The sequence below is a fragment of the Tepidimicrobium xylanilyticum genome, assembly GCF_900106765.1.
Lineage (GTDB): Bacteria > Bacillota > Clostridia > Tissierellales > Tepidimicrobiaceae > Tepidimicrobium > Tepidimicrobium xylanilyticum.
This window is the reverse complement of the sequence record NZ_FNNG01000013.1, coordinates 52,315-71,013: the sequence shown is the minus strand read 5'-3', so window position 1 is coordinate 71,013 and position 18,699 is coordinate 52,315. Positions and strand designations below refer to the sequence as shown.

Genomic DNA, 18,699 nt, shown 5'->3' with positions numbered 1-18,699 from the left:
GAACTGACCCTTGTCAAGTAAACAAGCAATTTAATTAAAATTTATACACATTAGGATGCATGTTTCGATATTCTAAAGGAGCCACGCATCCTAATCCTTTTTGAAATCTTTTTTCATTGTAAAATTTTATATATTGAATTATTTTTTCCCTTAATTTTTCAAGTGTTTTAAACTTCTTACTGTAAAACATTTTAGTCTTTAATATGCCAAAAAACCCTTCCATAGAACCATTATCTATATATTTACCAACTCTTGACATGCTTTGGACCATTCCAGCTTCTTTAATCTTACTTTTGAAAATATTTCCCCTATACTGAAACCCTCTATCACTATGAAATATGGGCTTTGCATCAGGATGTTTTTGTATTGCTTTACCAAACATTTTAAATACAAGTTGATTATTGTTTTTAAAGGATATTTCATATTCAATAATACTGTTATCGTAAATGTCCATAATTGGACTTAAATAAAGCTTTCTATTATTGAAAATTCAGCTACATCTGTAAGCCAGCCTTGGCTGTGAAATCTCTTGCTAATATGTTCTCCTTTGTATACCCTGGCTTTACTCTAATGCGATTAACTTTTTTCTTATAATTCTAGCTGTAATACCTAAAACATTCATAAGCCTATGTATATATCTTTCTGAAAATGACTTATGATTTAGTTTATTAATGAACATGGTCATCTTTCTATACCTTAAAATTTCATCAAATGTTGAATGATATTCAGTAATTAATGAACATAGCAATTCATCTTGTTTTTCTTTTTCAGGTTTAACTCTATTTTTATGTTTGTAGTATCCACTTCTTGAAGTATTTAGAACTTTACATATTTTGGTTACTGAATAACCTTTATCTTTAAAAAAATCTACAGTTTTGTATTCTGCTTCCTGTCTTACTTTTAATAGGGAAGTTTTCTTTCGAATTCCTCTTTTTTTGAAATTGAAGTTCTTACGACGCACAACTTCCTTTGTTGTTCTAATGTCATTGGCAATTCCTTGAAAATTAATATGACCTTTTTCATAATCTTTGCAAGCCTTAATTTTTACTTTTTTACTGTACTTTGGTTTTCTTCCCATAAAAAAATACCTCCAAGTAGATAATCTAATTTTTAATTAATTAGACTGTCTACTTTGGAAGTATTATATCAATTCAGCTCTTTAAATATCAAATTCATATTCTAATAGTTTAATTAACAATTTTATAGAATTGAGTACATCGCTTTTGGCAGCCATTTCTATAGTAGAATGAATGTATCTTGTAGGAATAGAAATCGCCCCCGTAGGCACTCCTTCCTTCGTTAAATGAATAGCCCCAGAATCAGTTCCACCATATTCTAGTACTTCTAATTGGTATGGTATATTATTTTCTTTGGCTATATCTATCATAATTTGTCTCAATTTAGGATGAGTTATAATTGAATTATCCTTTACTTTTATTGCGGTACCTTTATTAAGTCCTATTGCAAAGGTCCTTGCTTTAGGAGTATCGCCAGAACCTGTTACATCTATGGCAATCCCAATATGGGGGTCTATTTTATAAGCAGAAGTTTTAGCACCTCTTAAGCCTACTTCTTCCTGTACTGTAAATATAAAATATAGGTCATTGTTAGGATTTTTAATTTGTTTAATAGCTTCTATTGCAACAAAACAGCCAACTCTATCATCTAAAGAGCCGGAAAAAACTACATCGTTATTTTCGCCAAATTGGGACCTATAAACACATATATCTCCAATACTTACTTTCTTCTCAGCTTCTTCTTTGCTATTAGCTCCTATATCTATATACATATCTGAAAGTTTTAACTTAGAAATATCTTCAATAGGCTCTAATGAAATTACTCCTATTGTTCCATTTTCGAATATAACCTGTTGACTCATTGTAATATATGGTGATATTCCACCAATATTCGTAAACCTTAAGAAGCCTTTATCATCAATATGGGTAACCATTAATCCAATTTGATCCATATGAGCAGCTACCATAATCCTTTTCCCATTACCTTTTATTCTGGCAATTAAATTTCCTAAATCATCTATTTCTATCTCATCTACGTAATCTTGGACTTGACTGATAATATAATCTCTAATTGGTTTTTCATTTCCTGAAGGCCCATATGTATCCACTAACTCCTTTAACAATTGACTATTAAAATTCATTTACAGTTCCCCCTTTTTATATTCAGTTAAAATAGCTGTTAATAATTTAAAGGTATTTTTATAATCGGTTTTGCTCATAATGGAAGTGGGTGAATGTATATTCCTGCATGGTACAGATAAAGTTGCAGTAATAGAACCTTCTTTAGTAGTATGAATCTTACCAGAATCATTTCCACCCATTGACGTTTTTCTATATTGGTATGGTATGTTATTTTTTTCAGCAATCTTTGTTATTTTGGTACGAAATTCTCTGTTGTAAATGGTAGTCCTATCCATAATAGAAATAGCAGGACCTTTGTTTAAATAGGTAGGCACTAAATGTTCATCCATTTTAGGTACTTCATAGCACAATGTACCTTCTAGTATTATGCTAATATCTGGGTCTATTGAATAGGCAGCAGGGCCTGCACCTATTAGTCCAATTTCTTCCATTACAGTAAATACCCCATAAAAGCTAACATCCTTTGTGGCTTTTATTAATTCAATTAAAAGACTACATCCTACGCGATTATCTAAAGCCTTTGCTTTTACTAAATTTTCACCAAACTCGATATATTGACTATCAAAAGATACATAATCTCCAATACTTACTAACTTTTCAGCCTCTTCTCTGTTTTTTGCACCAATATCAATATATAACTGATCTACGTTTAGAGCTTTTTGCCATTCTTCTCTTTTCTGTAAATGGATTGGCTTTGCTCCTATAACTCCTAATATTTTATTATTACCAACTGATACTGGTTTTGAAACTAGTATCCTCTTGTCAATACCACCTACTGTCGTAAACTTTAATAGCCCTTCATTATCTATATCTGTAATCATTAATCCAACTTCATCCATATGGGCTGTTATCATTAGCTTTTTTGAGTTTTCTTTGCCTTTTTTATAAATGATTACATTTCCTAATTTATCTACCTTTAACTCATCTACATAATCTTTAATTTCATTGATTATAATGTCTCTAACTTCTTTCTCATTACCAGATACACCTGAAGCCTCCGTTAATCTTTTTAGTAACATAATAATCCCTCCAAATTATCCCTTGTAATAGATGCTATAAAGAATGCTAATAGCTTAGCTGTGTTTTTTAAATCTTCCATGTCTATTATTTCAACTGAAGTATGCATATACCTTAATGGAATTGATAAACATAAGGTAGGTATGCCTTCCCTTGTAATTTGCATAGCCCTACCATCTGTACCAGTTGGCCCAGGTGTTACCTCTATTTGATAAGGAATATTATATTTTTTTGCTATTTCGATAATCTTATTTCTCAATCCAGGCTGAATATTTCCACCAATTGTAATCCCTGGACCCTTTCCCATATCGATTGTAGACCCTTTTTGGAGTTCAGGTGTTGAACCAAATCCTACATCTATGGCTATGCCAATATCAGGATTTATTTTATAAGTACTAGTAAAGGCACCTCTTATCCCTACTTCCTCTTGTACAGTTGCAACAAAATAAACGTCTGCTTCATGTTTTAATTTTGATAACTCCAATATTGATTCATACATAGCTGCTACTCCTGCTTTGTCGTCTAGGGATTTACCCATGACCCTATCTCCTTGCAAGGTTTTAAATTCCCTTTTTATTGTAATTGGATCTCCAATGTTAACAAGTTCTAAAACCTTTTCTTTAGGAAAACCTATATCAATAATCATATCCTCCATCTTAATTGCTCTATCGATTTCAGATGGTTCTTGTAGATGTGGTGGTTTTGAGCCAATTATTCCAAATAAATCTTCTTTACCATGTACTACTACCTCTTGCCCTAATATAGTTCTAGGGTCTATACCTCCAATATTAGTGAATCTAATAAATCCATTATCTTCAATATACTTTACCATTAATCCGATTTCATCCATATGAGCTGAGATCATTATTTTAATTGGATCATGATTATTTACACCTTTTTTTAACATTATAATATTACCTAATTTATCTGTTGTTATATGGTCGGCATGGTTATTAAACGCAGAAATAATTAAATCATTTACCTTATGTTCAAATCCTGATACGCTACTTCCATTACTTAATTTTTCTAAAAGTTCCTTCGTATCCAATTTATAACCCCCTTTTATCATATATAATATGGCGCAGAATTATTTCGATGTGCTAATTATATTATAGCATGTTGTTTATTTACATACACTAATCAATTTTTGTATAGAAAAAAGTTTTCACAGTTCTAAAATTATATCTTTCAGGCAAAATAATCTGTTCCGTGCTACCAACAAACAGTATTCCTTTACTCGATAAGCTTCTATGAAATTTTTCATATAATATTTCTTTAGCTTCATCTGTAAAATAAATCATTACATTTCTACACAAGATTAAATCTACGTTATTTGGAAAGGGGTCTTTTAAAAGGTCTATTTTTTTGAATTCAACACATTTCTTTACTTCATCCTTTATCCTATATGAGTTTCCAACTTTATCAAAGTAACTTGATTGCATATTAGAAGGTAAATTAACTAAGGCTTTTTCGGAATATATACCAATTTTAGCTTTACTCAACGCCTCCTCGTCAATATCAGTAGCTAGTATATTTATATCCATTAAATCGTAGAATTTATTCATTAGCATTACTAATGAATAAGGTTCCTCACCAGTAGAGCAAGCAGAACTCCACACTTTAAGTGGTTTATTTTTGTTACTGATGAGGTTGGGCAAAATATCCATTTCTAATACTTTCCATTGTGAAGGGTTCCTATAAAATTCTGATACATTTATAGTCAAATAGTTTATAAACTGTTCTAATAACTTTTTATCAGATTTAAGTCCCTTAAAGTATTCTTCAAAATCATCAAACCCATTTCTATTCATCAATGAGGTAATTCTTCTCTTCATCTGTTTTTCTTTATAATAATTTAAATTGATATTGATTAGGTTGTTAATATTTTCTTTGAATTTTTCGTACCTGTCCATTTTTGCCCCCTTCAACAGTGAAATTTTTATGGATTAATTAATAAAATGCAAAAATTTCTGTGGTTAAAAACCACAGAAATTTGAATGTAAAGGGGGTCTTGATGTAGCTTGTGAGGTCACATTTATATTTTCTTCAATTTTGAAAATATTATACATCAATTCCCTTTACATTTTAATTCTTATTAATGATATCTTCTACTTTAAGATCCATATCCTGGTTTTCAAAATTTATATCGTCATTTGCTTCTTCATTTAATTCTTTTTCAATAGCTCTGATACTCAAGCTTATTTTCTCTTCAGCTTCATTAATATCGATTATTTTTACTAATACCTCTTGTCCAACTTTTAGTTTATCAGATGGTTTATCTACATGTTCTCTAGAGATTTGTGAAACATGAACTAGTCCGTCTACACCTTCTTCCAATCTTACAAAAGCACCAAAATCAAGTATATTAACAACTTTTCCTAATACAATATCTCCAATTTTTCTCTTACTTAAAAATACATCCCATGGTTCGGGTAAAGTTTGTTTTAATCCTAAAGAAATTCTATTATTATCCTTATTAAAATCTAGAACTTGAACTTTTACAATATCGCCTACATTAACTATTTCTGAAGGATGTTTTACCCTATTCCAAGATAAATCGGAAATATGAATAAGTCCATCTAAGCCACCAATATCTACAAAAGCGCCAAAATCAGTTAATCTCTCGACTTTACCTTCAATTAGCTTTCCTACTTCTAAACTATTCCACAACTCCTCTATTTTTTTGTTTAACTCTTCCTCTTCGATCACTTTACTTGACAAAACTACTTTTCTCTTATTTTTATCGAAATCTATAATTCTAGCCATTAATTTTTTTCCTATATAGCTGCTTAAATCACTAACATAATTAACTGAAACTTGAGATGCTGGTATAAAGCCATTAACTCTATTAACTAATACGGATAAGCCTCCTTTTACATCTGTCAATACAGTACATTCTAAAACTTTCTTATTGTGAAAAGCTTCTTCTAATTCATCCCAACTTTTTATGATTTCTAATCTCTTTCTGGAAAGCACCACATTTCCTTCGCCATCATCTAATCTAACTATATAGACTTCTATTTCATCTCCTTCTTTATATAGATCCTTTGGTTTTACATTTTGATCACTAGATAATTCTTCTCTAGAGATTATTCCATCAGCTTTATAATTGATATTAACCATAATTTCATCATCGGTAACATATATGACTTTGCCTTTTACTATATCACCTCTATGAATTTTGGTCATTGTGTTTTCAATTGCTTCTAGCATTTCGTTATTGTCAATATTTTCCATAGTATTAACAACCTCCTTAATTATCCAATCAGGTGTGGAAGCACCTGCAGTTATTCCTATTGTATTAAATTTTAGTATCTCATGTAAAGGCAAATCTTTAGGTAATTCAATATGATAAACATTATTGCAATATTTTTTGCTAATTTCAACTAATTTATTGGTATTAGAACTATTATAGCCACCAATAACAATCACAGCATCCACCTTTTTAGCTAATTCAATACATGCTTTTTGTCTTAAATTTGTGGCATTACATATGGTATTAAATATCTTAACTTCTTCGCTTTTTTGTACTATAATATTTGATAGTTTCTCAAACTTTTCATGAGTATTTGTTGTTTGGGATACAATATAAACTTTTTTATAAGCAGGAAGATTTATTGCTTCCTCTATCTCATTAATAATTATCCCTTCATTGTTACACCATCCGTTAATTCCTATAACTTCTGGATGGTTTCTATCTCCAATAATTATTATCTTATATCCTTTATTATGATATTCTTTTACTCTATTTTGCACTGATTTTACGTAGGGACAAGTACAGTCAATTATTTCCAAATTCAAATCTTCTGCTTTTTTTTGAATATTGTAAGGTATTCCATGGGAACGGATTATAATTTTCCCTTTTTTTATTGAATCAATATTATCAATAATTTTTAACCCATTTTTATTAAGTTTTTCTACTACATATGGGTTATGAACTAAAGGACCTAATGAATAAGTGTTTACACCTCCTGCTTCAGCAATAGTTTTTTCAGCTATATCTATAGCTCTTTTTACACCAAAACATAAACCTGCATGTTCGGCAATATAAATTTTCACTACTTTTCCTCCTAAATTTTATTTAACGAATATATAGAATTTAAAATCCTCTTACTTATGGATTTATATTCTTCAGTGGAAAGTTTTTTATCGAAATACTCGCTTAAATGAATAGGTTTGCCTATATTTACTATTATTTTATGGAATGGCTTATAGTTAGATTGAATATATACTGGAACAACTGGTGATTTGCCTTTTATGCTTATAAGGGCAATACCTGGTTTTGCATTTTCTAAATCCATTTTAGCAACTCGCGTTCCTTCTGGAAAAATTCCCAACACTTTTTCTGCATTGAGTATCTTTAAAGAGGATTTAATAGCAGAAATATCTGAACCATCTCGATCTACAGGAAAAGCACCTAGCTTATATATTATTCTAGCAAGAACTTTATTTTTAAACAATTCTTTTTTTGCCATAAAAGATATTGGTCTAGGTATTGCTATTGCTAGAATAATTGGATCCAAGGCGCTAATGTGGTTAGAACACAATACAATGCTTCCTTCTGAAGGAATGTTTTCTTTGCCTATAATATCGATTCTAAAAAGTATATTAAAAACTATAATTGCAAAAAATCTAATAATTTTGTAAAAAAGCAAATAACTACCCCCTTTCAATTATTTCAATAATTTCATTTACACATTCATCTATAGTCTTATTAGTAGTGTCTATAAGATGAGCATCGGGACTTTTTTTAAGAGGAGCAATTTCGCGGGTACTATCTATTTCATCTCTTTTCTTAATTTCAATTAAAATTTGATCATAGGTAATATCTTTTTCCCCTTTTTCTAGTAATTCTTTATATCTTCTTCTTGCTCTTTCTTCAACGGAAGCAGTTATAAAAAACTTATAATTAGCATGGGGGAGGACTACCGTTCCTATGTCTCTTCCATCCATAATGACATTGTTAGATTCAGACAATTTTCTTTGCATATCTACCATTTTTTTTCTGACTTCTGCTATTTTAGAGATCTCTGAAACATGATTTGTAACAATATTTTTTCTTATTTCCTCGTCAACCTTTATCCCATCTAAATATACATGGTTGTTTATAAACTCGATTGTAGTATCTTCCATTATTTCTAATATACTTTTAACATCGTTAGGGTTAATTCCTTTATTGATAACTTTTAAAGTTAATGCACGATACATAGCTCCAGTATCGATATATTCTAGTTTTAAAACTTCTGCTATTTTTTTTGAAATAGTGCTTTTACCTGCACCAGCAGGCCCATCTACTGCTACGATTATTTTTTTATTAACCATAGTAATCCTCCTAATAAAAACATAACCACCCATTGGTGGCATCCGTTGTTATTATATATTTAAATCAGGTCTCAATGTTTTAGCTTTTTTAAGATAGACATGTTTTACGCTTTCTTGATCTAAGCAGTCCTGATACAAAACCATAACCCTAATACACTTGTCTAAACTACCTACAACATCCATTTCATTGAAACACATTAAACCACATTGAGTGTAACCTAACAACCTAGCAGCCTTAGCGGGGTAAACAGCATTTAAATCTTTAGTTGCAGAGAATAAAATGCTTATAACTTTTTCTCTTTGTATATTATTTCTATTTTCAATTTCTAATAATAACTCCCTTGTAGCATCAAGTATATCAGCCTCATTATTAGAATTTGCTGTTGTAGCACCTCTAATTGAAACGATTTTCAACTTTATCACTTCCTCTAATAATTATATATTAATTTATGCAATGAAACAAGCTATTTTAGTCGAACTTTAGCTAATATTTCAATACTTTGTGAAGTGGTAATAGTAGTTTCTAATTGAGGCTCATCTATGTTATTACTGATTCCTACCACTTTAATTTTTAACTTTTTATCATATCTAGTTCCATCTATTTCAACTATATCATTTTGGTATACTTGGATACTAATTTCATCTTTATCCGTGAAATCTCCAGCGTATTCTCCATTTATAAGAACTGAAACGTCATTATATTCCGGTGTCATGTTCTTTAGTACTATTACTCCATTATTTAGTGAATCCACGGAAGCGGATAATAAGGAAAAGGTGTTGTTTTTGCTACCTATGTAGTTTGTTGCCATGTGGTCATTATAATTGAAAAATTGAACAGTTAGTAATGTTAGGAATGAAATAATAGATAATATTATAAGTATATTTCCTATAAAATTGAAATTGGGTTTCATATTAGCCTCCTAAATCCATACTTTATTATACTCTATGCTTATTTTTTACAATTGATGAAGATATTATAAGGCTAATTGAAACTCAATTAAACATGCATACCTGCTAAATATCCAGTGGAATAAGCAATCTGAAGATTATAGCCTCCAGTTAATCCATCTACATCGATTATTTCACCACAAAAGAAGAGACCTGGTACAAGTTTAGATTCCATAGTTGATGGATTAATTTCATTGGTAGCTACTCCTCCTGATGTAACAATTGCTTCTTCTAAAGGTCTAAACCTCTTAAAAGTTAAGGGAAGATTCTTAATTGTATTTACTAGTCTTAATCTTTCTTCTCTGGTTACTTGGTTTATTGATTTAACTTCATTAACTGATGAAATATTTAAAACTACTGGTATTAATTTAGCTGGTAACAGTTCATTTAAACCATTCTTAATTTGTTTATTATTGAACTTCTCAAAATCCCTTAAAATTCTTTTATCCAATTTTTCTTTGTTTAAGGCTGGCTTTAAATCCACATACAGATTGATTTTCTTATTTAAGTATTTATTGAGAACATTGCTGGTTGATAATACGATAGGTCCAGATATGCCATAATGGGTAAATATCATTTCTCCAAATTCTTCATTTATTATTTTATTATCAACCACACTAGTCAATTTTACATTTCTAAGGGAAAGACCTTGTAATTCTTTTACGAAATTTTCCTCTATTACAATAGGCACTAATGAAGGTTTTAAAGGTATAATACTATGTCCAAAATTTTTTGCAAAATTATATCCATCACCTGTAGAACCGGTGGAGGGGTAGGATTTACCCCCGGTAGCTATTATTAATTTATCAAAATAGTCTATAGTATTGTCTTGAAATTCTAATAAGAAATGATTGTTGGTTTTATTTACCTTTATTACTCTCTTATTTAATAATACTTTGACATTATTGTTTATAAGAAATTTTTGAAAGGCTTTTATTACATCACTTGATTTATCAGATATTGGAAATACTCTATTTCCCCTTTCTACTTTAACTTTTAAACCATAGGAAGCTAATAGTTTTAATATATCCTCGTTTGTAAAGGAGTAGAAACTGCTATACAAGAACTCTTTATTTGTTATTATATTATCAAAAAAGTCTTCAATGGATGAGGCATTGGTTATATTACATCTACCCTTTCCTGTTATGAATAATTTCTTACCTAGTCTGTCGTTCCTCTCAATTAGAGTAACATTTTTACCTCTCGATCCTGCAAATCCTGCAGCTATAATTCCTGCTGGACCACCTCCAATTACTCCAACTTTCATACTTATTTACCTCCTGATTATTTCATAGCTGTATTTTTTCATATGACTGTTTGCTTGGTAGTTTTAACAATTATTTTTCGTTTAGTTCAATACTTTTCAAGTGATTAGTATCATTTAATAATTTCAGTACCTTATTATACTCCCTTATTTCTATTATCGATAGGCCGACATTGCTTATTGTCAAGTTTTTAAAATTGCTTAAACTAATATCCAACAACCCTAAAATAATAGTTTTTATAGTTGCACTATGGGAGACAATAAGTACATTTTCAAAATCTTGATGGATAATTTTATTAATCCCATTCATTGCTCTTTCCTGCAGTTCTTTCAATGTTTCAGCCTTATTTACATAAAATTTTTCTGGAGCTGTCATCCATAAAATCATTTCTTCTTCATAGTTTTTCATCAATTCCTCGGTAGATAGCCCTTCCCAAATACCAAAATTTATCTCTCTAAATTCCTCCATTGGAATTACATCTAAATTTAGATTTTCACCAATAATTTGAGCAGTTTTATAGGCTCTAATTAAATCGCTAGAATAAATTATATCTATTTTTTCATATTTTAATCTTTTTCCTATTAATTGAGCTTGTTTTATGCCTTTAGCTGTGAGGGCAATATCATTTTGTCCTTGAATTTTTTTGATGGTATTCCATTCAGATTCACCATGTCTTACCAAATATATTTTTTTCATGTGATACCTCCTGTAAGTGATTTATGTCCTGTAAACTAAAATGAAAATTGAGGACTCTAACATTCTCAATGTTACAATGTTTTTGAAGGATGAATTGTTATATGAAAGATTGTATCACTTAAGTATTAAAAATACAATAATTAAGAATTTTATTATTACTATGGAAAGTTTGAAGGATATCAAAAATATTCTTGCTGTTTACCTCTATTAATCAACTCATTATGATCTTTTATTATATTAAACCCAGACCTTGCAAATCTTACAGACATTAAACCACATCCTTACCACTAAAACCCTAACACGGATAAAAACTCAACATACTCTTTAGCCTTCTCCAAATTATTTCTTATTCTCTCAGGATTTTCACCATGCCTTGATCTAATAAGAGCCATTTCTATATTGTCTAAAACTTCAAGTGTATAGTAAATTGGGGTTCTATAACTTACATTCAACGATTCCGTGTAAAGTCTATCCTCTATTTCTGATCTCCTATCCTGCAGCTCTATAAAAGTATCTACATCCATATGATTATTGGCTAAATCTAACGCTTCCAAATCATTTAAAAATCTTGTGATATCCTCTTTTATTTCCTCAAATACATTATCCAAACTACCATCCATATCTGTTATCGATGTTAATGCTACTCCTGCAAAAGTCAGTATGCTATATTCACGAGGTTCTAAATAATATAAATCAATAACTTTTTCCTCACCATCCCAACTTACTTCTACACCTAATGCCTCAGACAATGCTCGTAACGGAACATAGGTAGTTCCTTTGTAAATGAAGTGGTCAACTTCTTTCAACTCACCCTCCACATAAATAGTAGCAGGATTTAGTTCAACCTCAATAGTTTGCTTTTTACTGGCTGCAAACCCAGTTAAAGTTACAGCAAAAATCAATGTAGCCACTAAAAATCCTTTTACAAAATTTTTCATGATTAAATTCCCCCTTTTCTTTTTTTGTATATTATACAATATTTCCCATATTTCTGCAAAATTTTCTATAAATGAGTATGATTATATAGTAAAGATAAATAGTTTTGATGTTATTTTTTGATTTTTTGGTTTTTATTAATATATCAATTATGATAAAATCATATGTGTTAGTTATACAAGACACATAAAGAAAAACTACCATGTGTAAATGGTAGTTTTAAAAATTATTAATATCATTAATACTGCTATTTTTCGTACTATAAACATTGTGCTTCTTCCATATCTTTTCTAAATCTTCAAAGTATGAAGTAGTATCTTCTTTTCTTTCAGTACCTAAGGCAATTATAAAAGCATTTATTAAACTCATAGGAGCTACAAGAGAATCAACGAAAGATAGCATATTGCTAGTAGCAATCAATGTAACATCTGCATATTGTGCAGCTGGGGATAGTAAACTGTCGGTAATACCTATTATTTTACATCCTTTTTCCTTGGCGTAATCTAATGCTTCTAGGGTCCGGTTAGAATACCTAGGATAGCTTATTCCAATAACAACATCTTTATCTGTTGCTTTTAATAATTGTTCGAATACATCACTAGGACCAGCAGTTACTACTTTGACGTTATTAAGTAAAAAGTTTAAGTAAAAACCTAAGTAACCGGCTAAAAAGGATGAACTTCTAAGACCAAGAACATATACATTATTTGCTTTTAAGGTTATTTCTATAGCCTTTTGAAAAGCAATATAATCTATTTCATGAATAGTTTTTTCGATATTATCCATATCCTTTTTTAATACCTGCTTTAAAGCATTTTCATAATCTGTAAAATTAGAACTTAAAGAAATTCTTTGAACGGTAGTCAACTTATTTTTTACTAACTCTTGTAACTCCTTTTGTAACTCCCTATATCCATTATATCCTAATGTATTTGCGAACCTAACTACGGTAGATTCACTTACCCCTACTGCATCGCCTAGAACTGCAGCAGTCATGAAAGCGGCTCTATCATAATTATGCATAATGAATTCTGCTATTAATTTTTGTCCTTTACTTAAACGTGGAAAACTATTTTGTATTACCTTTATTAAATCAATATGTTTATCCATATGATCTACCCTTTTCAATTTTTTATTAAATTAAAACCTTCTTCTAGTGCTTTTTTATTCAAATCTTCAGTGCCTCGTGGTACTCTGTTTAATACTGCTTTTTCTAATGATTCTTTGCTTACTACATTTGTCAATTCGTAAATGCTTCCTAAAGCTACAATATTTGCTACCATAGGTTTTCCTAACTTATTAGTTGCAGTATCCAGTATAGGAACAGAATATATCTTTATATCCTTTCTATTAGGCTTATTAGCAATCGAATCATCTATTATCAATGTTCCGCCTTCTTTTAAAGAATTGATATATTTATTACAAGCGCTTTCAGTTAAGGCCAATAATACATCACATTTATCTACCTTTGGATAGTTTATAATACTATCTGAAATTATGACTTCCGCCTTACTAGCGCCCCCCCTTGCTTCAGGTCCATAGGATTGAGACTGGACCACGTTTTTACCATCGTATAATGCTGCTTCAGCTAAAATTATTCCAGCTAAAATTAATCCCTGCCCCCCTGAACCGCTTAATCTAAACTCTTGATGAATCATATTAAATCTCCCCTTTAAAAGATTCTATAATCTTTTCATATTGCTTTGTAAATTCTGGTCTTTCTCCCCTATAAATTTCTCCAACAACAATTTTACCAGCCCTTTTTTCTTCAGGGAGCTTATCATAAGCAGTCTTGTTTATCGTTCTTTCTTTTAAATATTTGATCATATCTACCCCATCGCCCTTTTTATTCTTTCTACCATAGTAAGTAGGGCAAGTCGTGATAGTTTCAATAAATGAAAACCCTTTATTCTTAATTCCTTCCTCCACCTGTTTGATTATCATGTTAGGATTATATAATGAGGCCCTACTAACATAAGTTGCCCCTGCAGCTATGGCTAAATCACATAGATCAAAATTAGGATCAATATTGCCAAAAGGTGCAGTAGTTCCTATATCACCTGTGGGTGTAGTTGGTGAATATTGACCTCCAGTCATGCCATATATATTATTATTAAATACAATTGTGGTAATATCGATATTTCTTCTAGCTGCATGAATTAAGTGGTTTCCACCAATTGCAGCACAATCGCCATCTCCTGTTATAACTATTACATTAAGTTTAGGATTTGCTAATTTAATCCCCGTAGCAAAAGCTAAAGCCCTTCCATGAGTAGTATGAACAGTATTAAAGTCTAGATATCCAGACGCCCTAGAGGAACATCCGATACCAGAAACTATACATACATCATTTTGGTCTAACCCAATATTATCAATTGCCTTGACTATAGCTCTAGTTACTGTACCATTTCCACAACCGGGACACCAAATGTGAGGTAAAGTCTCCGTTCTAAAATATTTTTCAATTAAATGGCTAGCCACATTAACCCCTCCTGCTTTCTATGAATGAGATAATCTCCTCTGGATTAATTAATTCTCCATTTACTCGTCCGTAACTTTCAACGCTAGTATACTTCCCAGCAATTCTGTCTATTACTTCAAAATATTGGCCCATGTTCATTTCAACGACGGTTATTCTCTTAACACTTTTTGCTAATTTATTTATTTGCTTGTCTGCAATTGGCCAAATAGTTATAGGTCTAAATAAACCAATATTCCTGCCACTTTCTCTTAATTTGTCTACAGCGGATTTTGCTGACCTTGCTGTTGCTCCATAGGCTATTATGGCTTCATCTGCGTCTTCCAGTCTATATTCCTCATACTCAACTATGTCATCTTTGTTTTCTTCTATCTTATTAACTAGCCTTCTTATCAGCTTTTCAGCAATTTCCTTATCATTAGTAGGGAATCCATTTTTCCCATGTACTAAACCAGTAACATGATACCTATATCCTTTACCAAAACTTGCCATTTCAGGTACTATATCTCCTTGTTTAACCTCATAAGGTTTATATTCTTCAGGAGTAGAAGTTGGCTCTTTTCTATTATATATTTTTATTTCATCTGCATTAGGCATTTCTATTTTTTCTCTCATATGACCAATTACTTCATCCATCAATAGTATAACTGGGGTTCGATATTTTTCAGACAAATTAAAAGCTTTAATAGTAGTATCAAATATTTCCTTTACTGTAGATGGATATAATGCAATAATAGAATGCTCACCATGAGTCCCCCATCTAGCTTGCATAATATCTCCCTGTGCTGGTGAAGTCGGCAACCCTGTACTTGGTCCTCCCCTTTGAACATTTACAATTACACATGGAACTTCTGCCATAATAGCATAGCCAATGCCTTCTTGTTTAAGAGAAAATCCTGGGCCGCTAGTTGCAGTCATGGATTTCTTACCAGCTAAAGAAGCTCCTATAATGGCACTTACGCTTGCAATCTCATCTTCCATTTGTATAAATTTCCCACCAATTTTAGGCAATCTAGCAGCTGAGATTTCTGCAATCTCTGTTGAAGGGGTAATTGGATAACCTGCAAAGAATTTCATACCAGCAACTATAGCACCTTCAACGCAAGCTTCATTTCCTTGCATTAATTTTACATTGTTTTTAGGCATTTGATTTACCTCCTAAATAAATAGCATAATCAGGACATCTCAATTCACATTGACCGCACTGAATACATGCACTTAAATCCTTAATATGTATTTTTCCGTTTTTTATTTCAAGTACATCTTTAGGACAAAAAGCAACACATATACCGCATCCTTTGCATAGCTCTATTTCCACATTAAGCTTTTCAACTATTTTCAATGAATGCTCCCCCTTATTGTGATTTTTTCTACTATTATAATAACAAAATTATACTATTCATGCAAGAATTATTTCATATTTTTACTAACTTAATTAAATTTGCAAGTTTTATTTCATTATTTAGAAAAAAACAGCCCCTTTTCGGGCTTGTTTTATACTGGATAAACACTGAATTCTTCGTCTAATAAGCTAACATCTATTTTATACTTCTCCACTTGTCTATGTTTGAAAAAATCAAGAGCAACTTGTGGGAACAATGCGTAGGTTAATACATCTTCTTCTTGTTCTATATACTCTTTAATTTCTTTCCTCAACTTATCTAACTCGGGCTCTAACAAATCTGCAGGTCTGCCAGCAAATACTTCTTCATCTCCAATAATCTTCTTTTTTATCTCTTCTTTTATAGGTACAGCTGGTTTCCCATATAATCCTTTAACATAGTTTTTAGTCTCTTTTGGAACCATTTTATATCTCTCACCTAATAATACATTAAATACTGCTGTAGTCCCAACCATTTGACTCATAGGAGTAACCAAAGGCGGATATCCTAAATCCTCTCTAACTTTAGGGACTTCCTCTAACACTTCCTCAAATTTATCTAATGCTCCCTGACTATTTAATTGAGAAACGAGATTTGAAAGCATTCCACCAGGTATTTGATATCTTAAAGTTCTAACATCCACATTTAGCACCTTCTCGCTTAGTAATCCTTCCTTTAAATATCTATCCCTTAACTGCTTAAAATAGTCGCTAACTTCTAATAATAAGTCCATATTTATATCCGGGTAATAAGGCGATCCTTGTAGCGACGCCACCATTGATTCAGTTGCTGGTTGACTAGTACCCATTCCTAAAGGTGATATGGCTGTATCTATAATATCTGCACCTGCTTCAATTGCTTTCATATAAGTTTGATTTGCTATTCCACTAGTAAAGTGAGAGTGAATTTGAATTGGTAATGATATATTTTCTTTAAGACCCCTTACAAGCTTTTCAGCTTCGTAAGGCATCAATATTCCAGACATATCCTTTATGCAAATTGAATCTGCTCCCATTTTTTCAAACTCAATACTTAATTTTATATAATATTCATTGTTATGAACTGGACTGGTAGTATATGAGATAGCTGCTTGTGCCTGTCCTCCATATTTCTTAGTAAATTCTATAGATTTTTTAATATTTCGAGGGTCGTTTAGCGCATCAAATATTCTGATAATGTCAATTCCATTTTCTATAGATTTTTTTATAAACATTTCAACTATATCATCGGGATAATGCTTATATCCTAATAGATTTTGCCCTCTTAATAACATCTGTAATTTAGTATTTTTAAAAGCTTTCCTTAAAGATCTTAATCTCTCCCAAGGATCTTCTTTCAAAAATCTCAAACAACTGTCAAAAGTAGCTCCTCCCCACACTTCAAGAGAATGAAATCCAATTTTATCTAGTTTTTCAGCTATTGGTAGCATATCCTCAGTTTTCATCCTAGTAGCAATTAATGACTGATGTGCATCTCTTAATGTAGTATCAGTTATTTTTACTCCTGCCATTAAAACCCCTCCCATTATAATTTTTCAACGCCATATAATGTTGGCGGATAGTTCTTTTGATTTAAAAAATTGAATTCTATAACATGATATTCATTTTGACGAAGGCTTCTTAAAAAATTCATTACCCCTTCTTTCTCTTCAATGCCTCCTTCGTGACCAGTATAACAAGTTACTAGTAGTAATCCATTACTTTTTAAAAGGGATAAAGATTTTTCTAAACTTATTAAGGTAGTATTAACATTAGTCTTTATCTTTTTATTTCCACCTGGCAAATAACCTAGATTATATATAGCAAAATTTATATTTTCATTAACATGCTTGTCTATATTTTCATGACCATCCTCAATAAGGATCACCCTATTTTCTAGATTTTCATTATAGAGTTTTTCCCTAGTTATATTCAAAGCTACAGATTGAATATCAAAACCATAGACTTTTCCACTTTCCCCTACCAACTTTGCCAGTAAAACAGTATCGTTCCCATTTCCTACCGTGCAGTCACAAACCCTATAACCTTCTTTTACATAAAAGCACATTAACTTCTTTGCTAGATCTACAGCATTATTAAAATATTCAAATCTCATAAACCTCACCATAACAAGATTTATTAAAAAAATCGTTTATTTTCAAAATTAGTGGGAATTCCTCTTTCAAAGAATCATTATGCTTGAATCCAATTTTCTCTAAATAAATATCATAATTATGATAATACACTTTATTGATACCCATAGATTGACATTTAAATAATAGCCCTCTCAAAATACTCTCTCCATAGTTAGAACCCCTATAGGTTTCATTTACTACTATATACTTCAATATTCCGTAACTCTCAACAATGGATACCTTTCCAACTCCTATTATATTTTGTCTAGATCTTAACACATATATAATTCCCTCAGTCAAATCATCTTTTATTTTATTATCCACTAAAACAGTATTAACAGCATCAATATCCTCCTTATCAATTTGGGTTAACGTTATCAAT

Annotated in this window: 22 protein-coding genes; all 22 read right to left on the bottom strand. The window is 30.9% G+C overall.

What is annotated here, in order from left to right:
• Positions 1–34: 34 nt before the first annotated feature.
• The 22 genes from BLV68_RS12510 to BLV68_RS12405 all read right to left on the bottom strand — a co-directional run bounded on the left by BLV68_RS12510 (position 35) and on the right by BLV68_RS12405 (position 18,698).
• Positions 35–490 (bottom strand): IS3 family transposase, encoded by a 456-nt coding sequence (locus BLV68_RS12510; protein WP_268807639.1) that lies wholly within the window; start codon positions 488–490, stop codon positions 35–37.
• A 72-nt stretch (positions 491–562) separates the two neighbouring features.
• Positions 563–1,078 carry a hypothetical protein gene (locus BLV68_RS12505; RefSeq protein WP_093754341.1) on the bottom strand — a complete coding sequence of 172 codons (516 nt, stop codon included), beginning with the start codon at positions 1,076–1,078 and terminating at the stop codon, positions 563–565.
• A gap of 81 nt (positions 1,079–1,159) precedes the next feature.
• Entirely contained in the window at positions 1,160–2,158 is a 999-nt protein-coding gene (locus BLV68_RS12500; RefSeq protein WP_093754339.1) for a M42 family metallopeptidase, read from the bottom strand.
• Positions 2,159–3,178: a M42 family metallopeptidase gene (locus BLV68_RS12495; protein ID WP_093754337.1), complete on the bottom strand. Its 1,020-nt coding sequence runs from the start codon at positions 3,176–3,178 to the stop codon at positions 2,159–2,161.
• Entirely contained in the window at positions 3,169–4,224 is a 1,056-nt protein-coding gene (locus BLV68_RS12490) for a M42 family metallopeptidase (RefSeq protein ID WP_093754335.1), read from the bottom strand. The genes BLV68_RS12495 and BLV68_RS12490 overlap by 10 nt, the downstream gene beginning before the upstream one ends.
• Before the next feature lie 88 nt (positions 4,225–4,312).
• Positions 4,313–5,089 (bottom strand): CheR family methyltransferase, encoded by a 777-nt coding sequence (locus tag BLV68_RS12485; RefSeq protein WP_093754333.1) that lies wholly within the window; start codon positions 5,087–5,089, stop codon positions 4,313–4,315.
• Positions 5,090–5,261: 172 nt separating this feature from the next.
• A complete protein-coding gene (locus BLV68_RS12480; protein WP_093754331.1) occupies positions 5,262–7,235 on the bottom strand; it encodes a bifunctional 4-hydroxy-3-methylbut-2-enyl diphosphate reductase/30S ribosomal protein S1 in 1,974 nt (657 codons plus the stop codon).
• An 11-nt stretch (positions 7,236–7,246) separates the two neighbouring features.
• A complete protein-coding gene (locus BLV68_RS12475; RefSeq protein ID WP_093754329.1) occupies positions 7,247–7,831 on the bottom strand; it encodes a lysophospholipid acyltransferase family protein in 585 nt (194 codons plus the stop codon).
• A gap of 4 nt (positions 7,832–7,835) precedes the next feature.
• Positions 7,836–8,498 (bottom strand): (d)CMP kinase, encoded by a 663-nt coding sequence (gene cmk / locus BLV68_RS12470; protein WP_093754327.1) that lies wholly within the window; start codon positions 8,496–8,498, stop codon positions 7,836–7,838.
• Between the two features lie 51 nt (positions 8,499–8,549).
• Positions 8,550–8,912 (bottom strand): chorismate mutase, encoded by a 363-nt coding sequence (gene aroH, locus BLV68_RS12465; RefSeq protein ID WP_093754325.1) that lies wholly within the window; start codon positions 8,910–8,912, stop codon positions 8,550–8,552.
• A gap of 50 nt (positions 8,913–8,962) precedes the next feature.
• Positions 8,963–9,409 (bottom strand): hypothetical protein, encoded by a 447-nt coding sequence (locus tag BLV68_RS12460; RefSeq protein ID WP_093754323.1) that lies wholly within the window; start codon positions 9,407–9,409, stop codon positions 8,963–8,965.
• An 86-nt stretch (positions 9,410–9,495) separates the two neighbouring features.
• On the bottom strand, positions 9,496–10,713 hold the full coding sequence (locus BLV68_RS12455; RefSeq protein WP_200773783.1) for a BaiN/RdsA family NAD(P)/FAD-dependent oxidoreductase: 1,218 nt from the start codon (positions 10,711–10,713) through the stop codon (positions 9,496–9,498).
• A 70-nt stretch (positions 10,714–10,783) separates the two neighbouring features.
• Positions 10,784–11,407 carry a histidine phosphatase family protein gene (locus tag BLV68_RS12450; RefSeq protein WP_093754319.1) on the bottom strand — a complete coding sequence of 208 codons (624 nt, stop codon included), beginning with the start codon at positions 11,405–11,407 and terminating at the stop codon, positions 10,784–10,786.
• 287 nt (positions 11,408–11,694) lie between these two features.
• Positions 11,695–12,345, bottom strand: a complete 651-nt coding sequence (locus tag BLV68_RS12445; protein WP_093754317.1) for a copper amine oxidase N-terminal domain-containing protein — start codon at positions 12,343–12,345, stop codon at positions 11,695–11,697.
• 217 nt (positions 12,346–12,562) lie between these two features.
• Complete coding sequence (locus tag BLV68_RS12440) at positions 12,563–13,453, bottom strand: MurR/RpiR family transcriptional regulator (protein ID WP_093754351.1); 891 nt, start codon at positions 13,451–13,453, stop codon at positions 12,563–12,565.
• Positions 13,454–13,467: 14 nt separating this feature from the next.
• A complete protein-coding gene (locus BLV68_RS12435; protein ID WP_093754315.1) occupies positions 13,468–14,001 on the bottom strand; it encodes a 2-oxoacid:acceptor oxidoreductase family protein in 534 nt (177 codons plus the stop codon).
• Between the two features lies 1 nt (position 14,002).
• Complete coding sequence (locus tag BLV68_RS12430) at positions 14,003–14,824, bottom strand: 2-oxoacid:ferredoxin oxidoreductase subunit beta (protein WP_093754313.1); 822 nt, start codon at positions 14,822–14,824, stop codon at positions 14,003–14,005.
• A gap of 1 nt (position 14,825) precedes the next feature.
• A complete protein-coding gene (locus tag BLV68_RS12425; RefSeq protein WP_093754311.1) occupies positions 14,826–15,968 on the bottom strand; it encodes a 2-oxoacid:acceptor oxidoreductase subunit alpha in 1,143 nt (380 codons plus the stop codon).
• Positions 15,961–16,164 (bottom strand): 4Fe-4S binding protein, encoded by a 204-nt coding sequence (locus BLV68_RS12420; protein WP_093754309.1) that lies wholly within the window; start codon positions 16,162–16,164, stop codon positions 15,961–15,963. Before BLV68_RS12420 ends, BLV68_RS12425 begins: the two co-directional genes overlap by 8 nt.
• Positions 16,165–16,316: 152 nt before the next feature.
• Positions 16,317–17,714: an oxaloacetate decarboxylase subunit alpha gene (locus BLV68_RS12415; protein ID WP_093754307.1), complete on the bottom strand. Its 1,398-nt coding sequence runs from the start codon at positions 17,712–17,714 to the stop codon at positions 16,317–16,319.
• Between the two features lie 14 nt (positions 17,715–17,728).
• Positions 17,729–18,298 carry a class I SAM-dependent methyltransferase gene (locus BLV68_RS12410; protein WP_234949918.1) on the bottom strand — a complete coding sequence of 190 codons (570 nt, stop codon included), beginning with the start codon at positions 18,296–18,298 and terminating at the stop codon, positions 17,729–17,731.
• The gene (locus BLV68_RS12405) at positions 18,288–18,698 is read right to left on the bottom strand and encodes a GNAT family N-acetyltransferase (RefSeq protein ID WP_093754303.1); all 411 of its coding nucleotides are present in this window, start codon (positions 18,696–18,698) and stop codon (positions 18,288–18,290) included. The genes BLV68_RS12410 and BLV68_RS12405 overlap by 11 nt, the downstream gene beginning before the upstream one ends.
• Position 18,699: the final 1 nt, after the last annotated feature.

What these genes read in the sequence shown, in the direction of transcription:
- BLV68_RS12415 (WP_093754307.1), bottom strand. Translation starts at nt 17,714, where the DNA reads ATGGCAGGAGTAAAAATAACTGATACTACATTAAGAGATGCACATCAG.
- BLV68_RS12495 (WP_093754337.1), bottom strand. Translation starts at nt 3,178, where the DNA reads ATGTTACTAAAAAGATTAACGGAGGCTTCAGGTGTATCTGGTAATGAG.
- BLV68_RS12440 (WP_093754351.1), bottom strand. Translation starts at nt 13,453, where the DNA reads ATGGATAAACATATTGATTTAATAAAGGTAATACAAAATAGTTTTCCA.
- BLV68_RS12505 (WP_093754341.1), bottom strand. Translation starts at nt 1,078, where the DNA reads ATGGGAAGAAAACCAAAGTACAGTAAAAAAGTAAAAATTAAGGCTTGC.
- BLV68_RS12460 (WP_093754323.1), bottom strand. Translation starts at nt 9,409, where the DNA reads ATGAAACCCAATTTCAATTTTATAGGAAATATACTTATAATATTATCT.
- BLV68_RS12455 (WP_200773783.1), bottom strand. Translation starts at nt 10,713, where the DNA reads ATGAAAGTTGGAGTAATTGGAGGTGGTCCAGCAGGAATTATAGCTGCA.
- BLV68_RS12425 (WP_093754311.1), bottom strand. Translation starts at nt 15,968, where the DNA reads ATGCCTAAAAACAATGTAAAATTAATGCAAGGAAATGAAGCTTGCGTT.
- BLV68_RS12450 (WP_093754319.1), bottom strand. Translation starts at nt 11,407, where the DNA reads ATGAAAAAAATATATTTGGTAAGACATGGTGAATCTGAATGGAATACC.
- BLV68_RS12500 (WP_093754339.1), bottom strand. Translation starts at nt 2,158, where the DNA reads ATGAATTTTAATAGTCAATTGTTAAAGGAGTTAGTGGATACATATGGG.
- BLV68_RS12435 (WP_093754315.1), bottom strand. Translation starts at nt 14,001, where the DNA reads ATGATTCATCAAGAGTTTAGATTAAGCGGTTCAGGGGGGCAGGGATTA.
- BLV68_RS12445 (WP_093754317.1), bottom strand. Translation starts at nt 12,345, where the DNA reads ATGAAAAATTTTGTAAAAGGATTTTTAGTGGCTACATTGATTTTTGCT.
- BLV68_RS12410 (WP_234949918.1), bottom strand. Translation starts at nt 18,298, where the DNA reads ATGAGATTTGAATATTTTAATAATGCTGTAGATCTAGCAAAGAAGTTA.
- cmk (WP_093754327.1), bottom strand. Translation starts at nt 8,498, where the DNA reads ATGGTTAATAAAAAAATAATCGTAGCAGTAGATGGGCCTGCTGGTGCA.
- BLV68_RS12485 (WP_093754333.1), bottom strand. Translation starts at nt 5,089, where the DNA reads ATGGACAGGTACGAAAAATTCAAAGAAAATATTAACAACCTAATCAAT.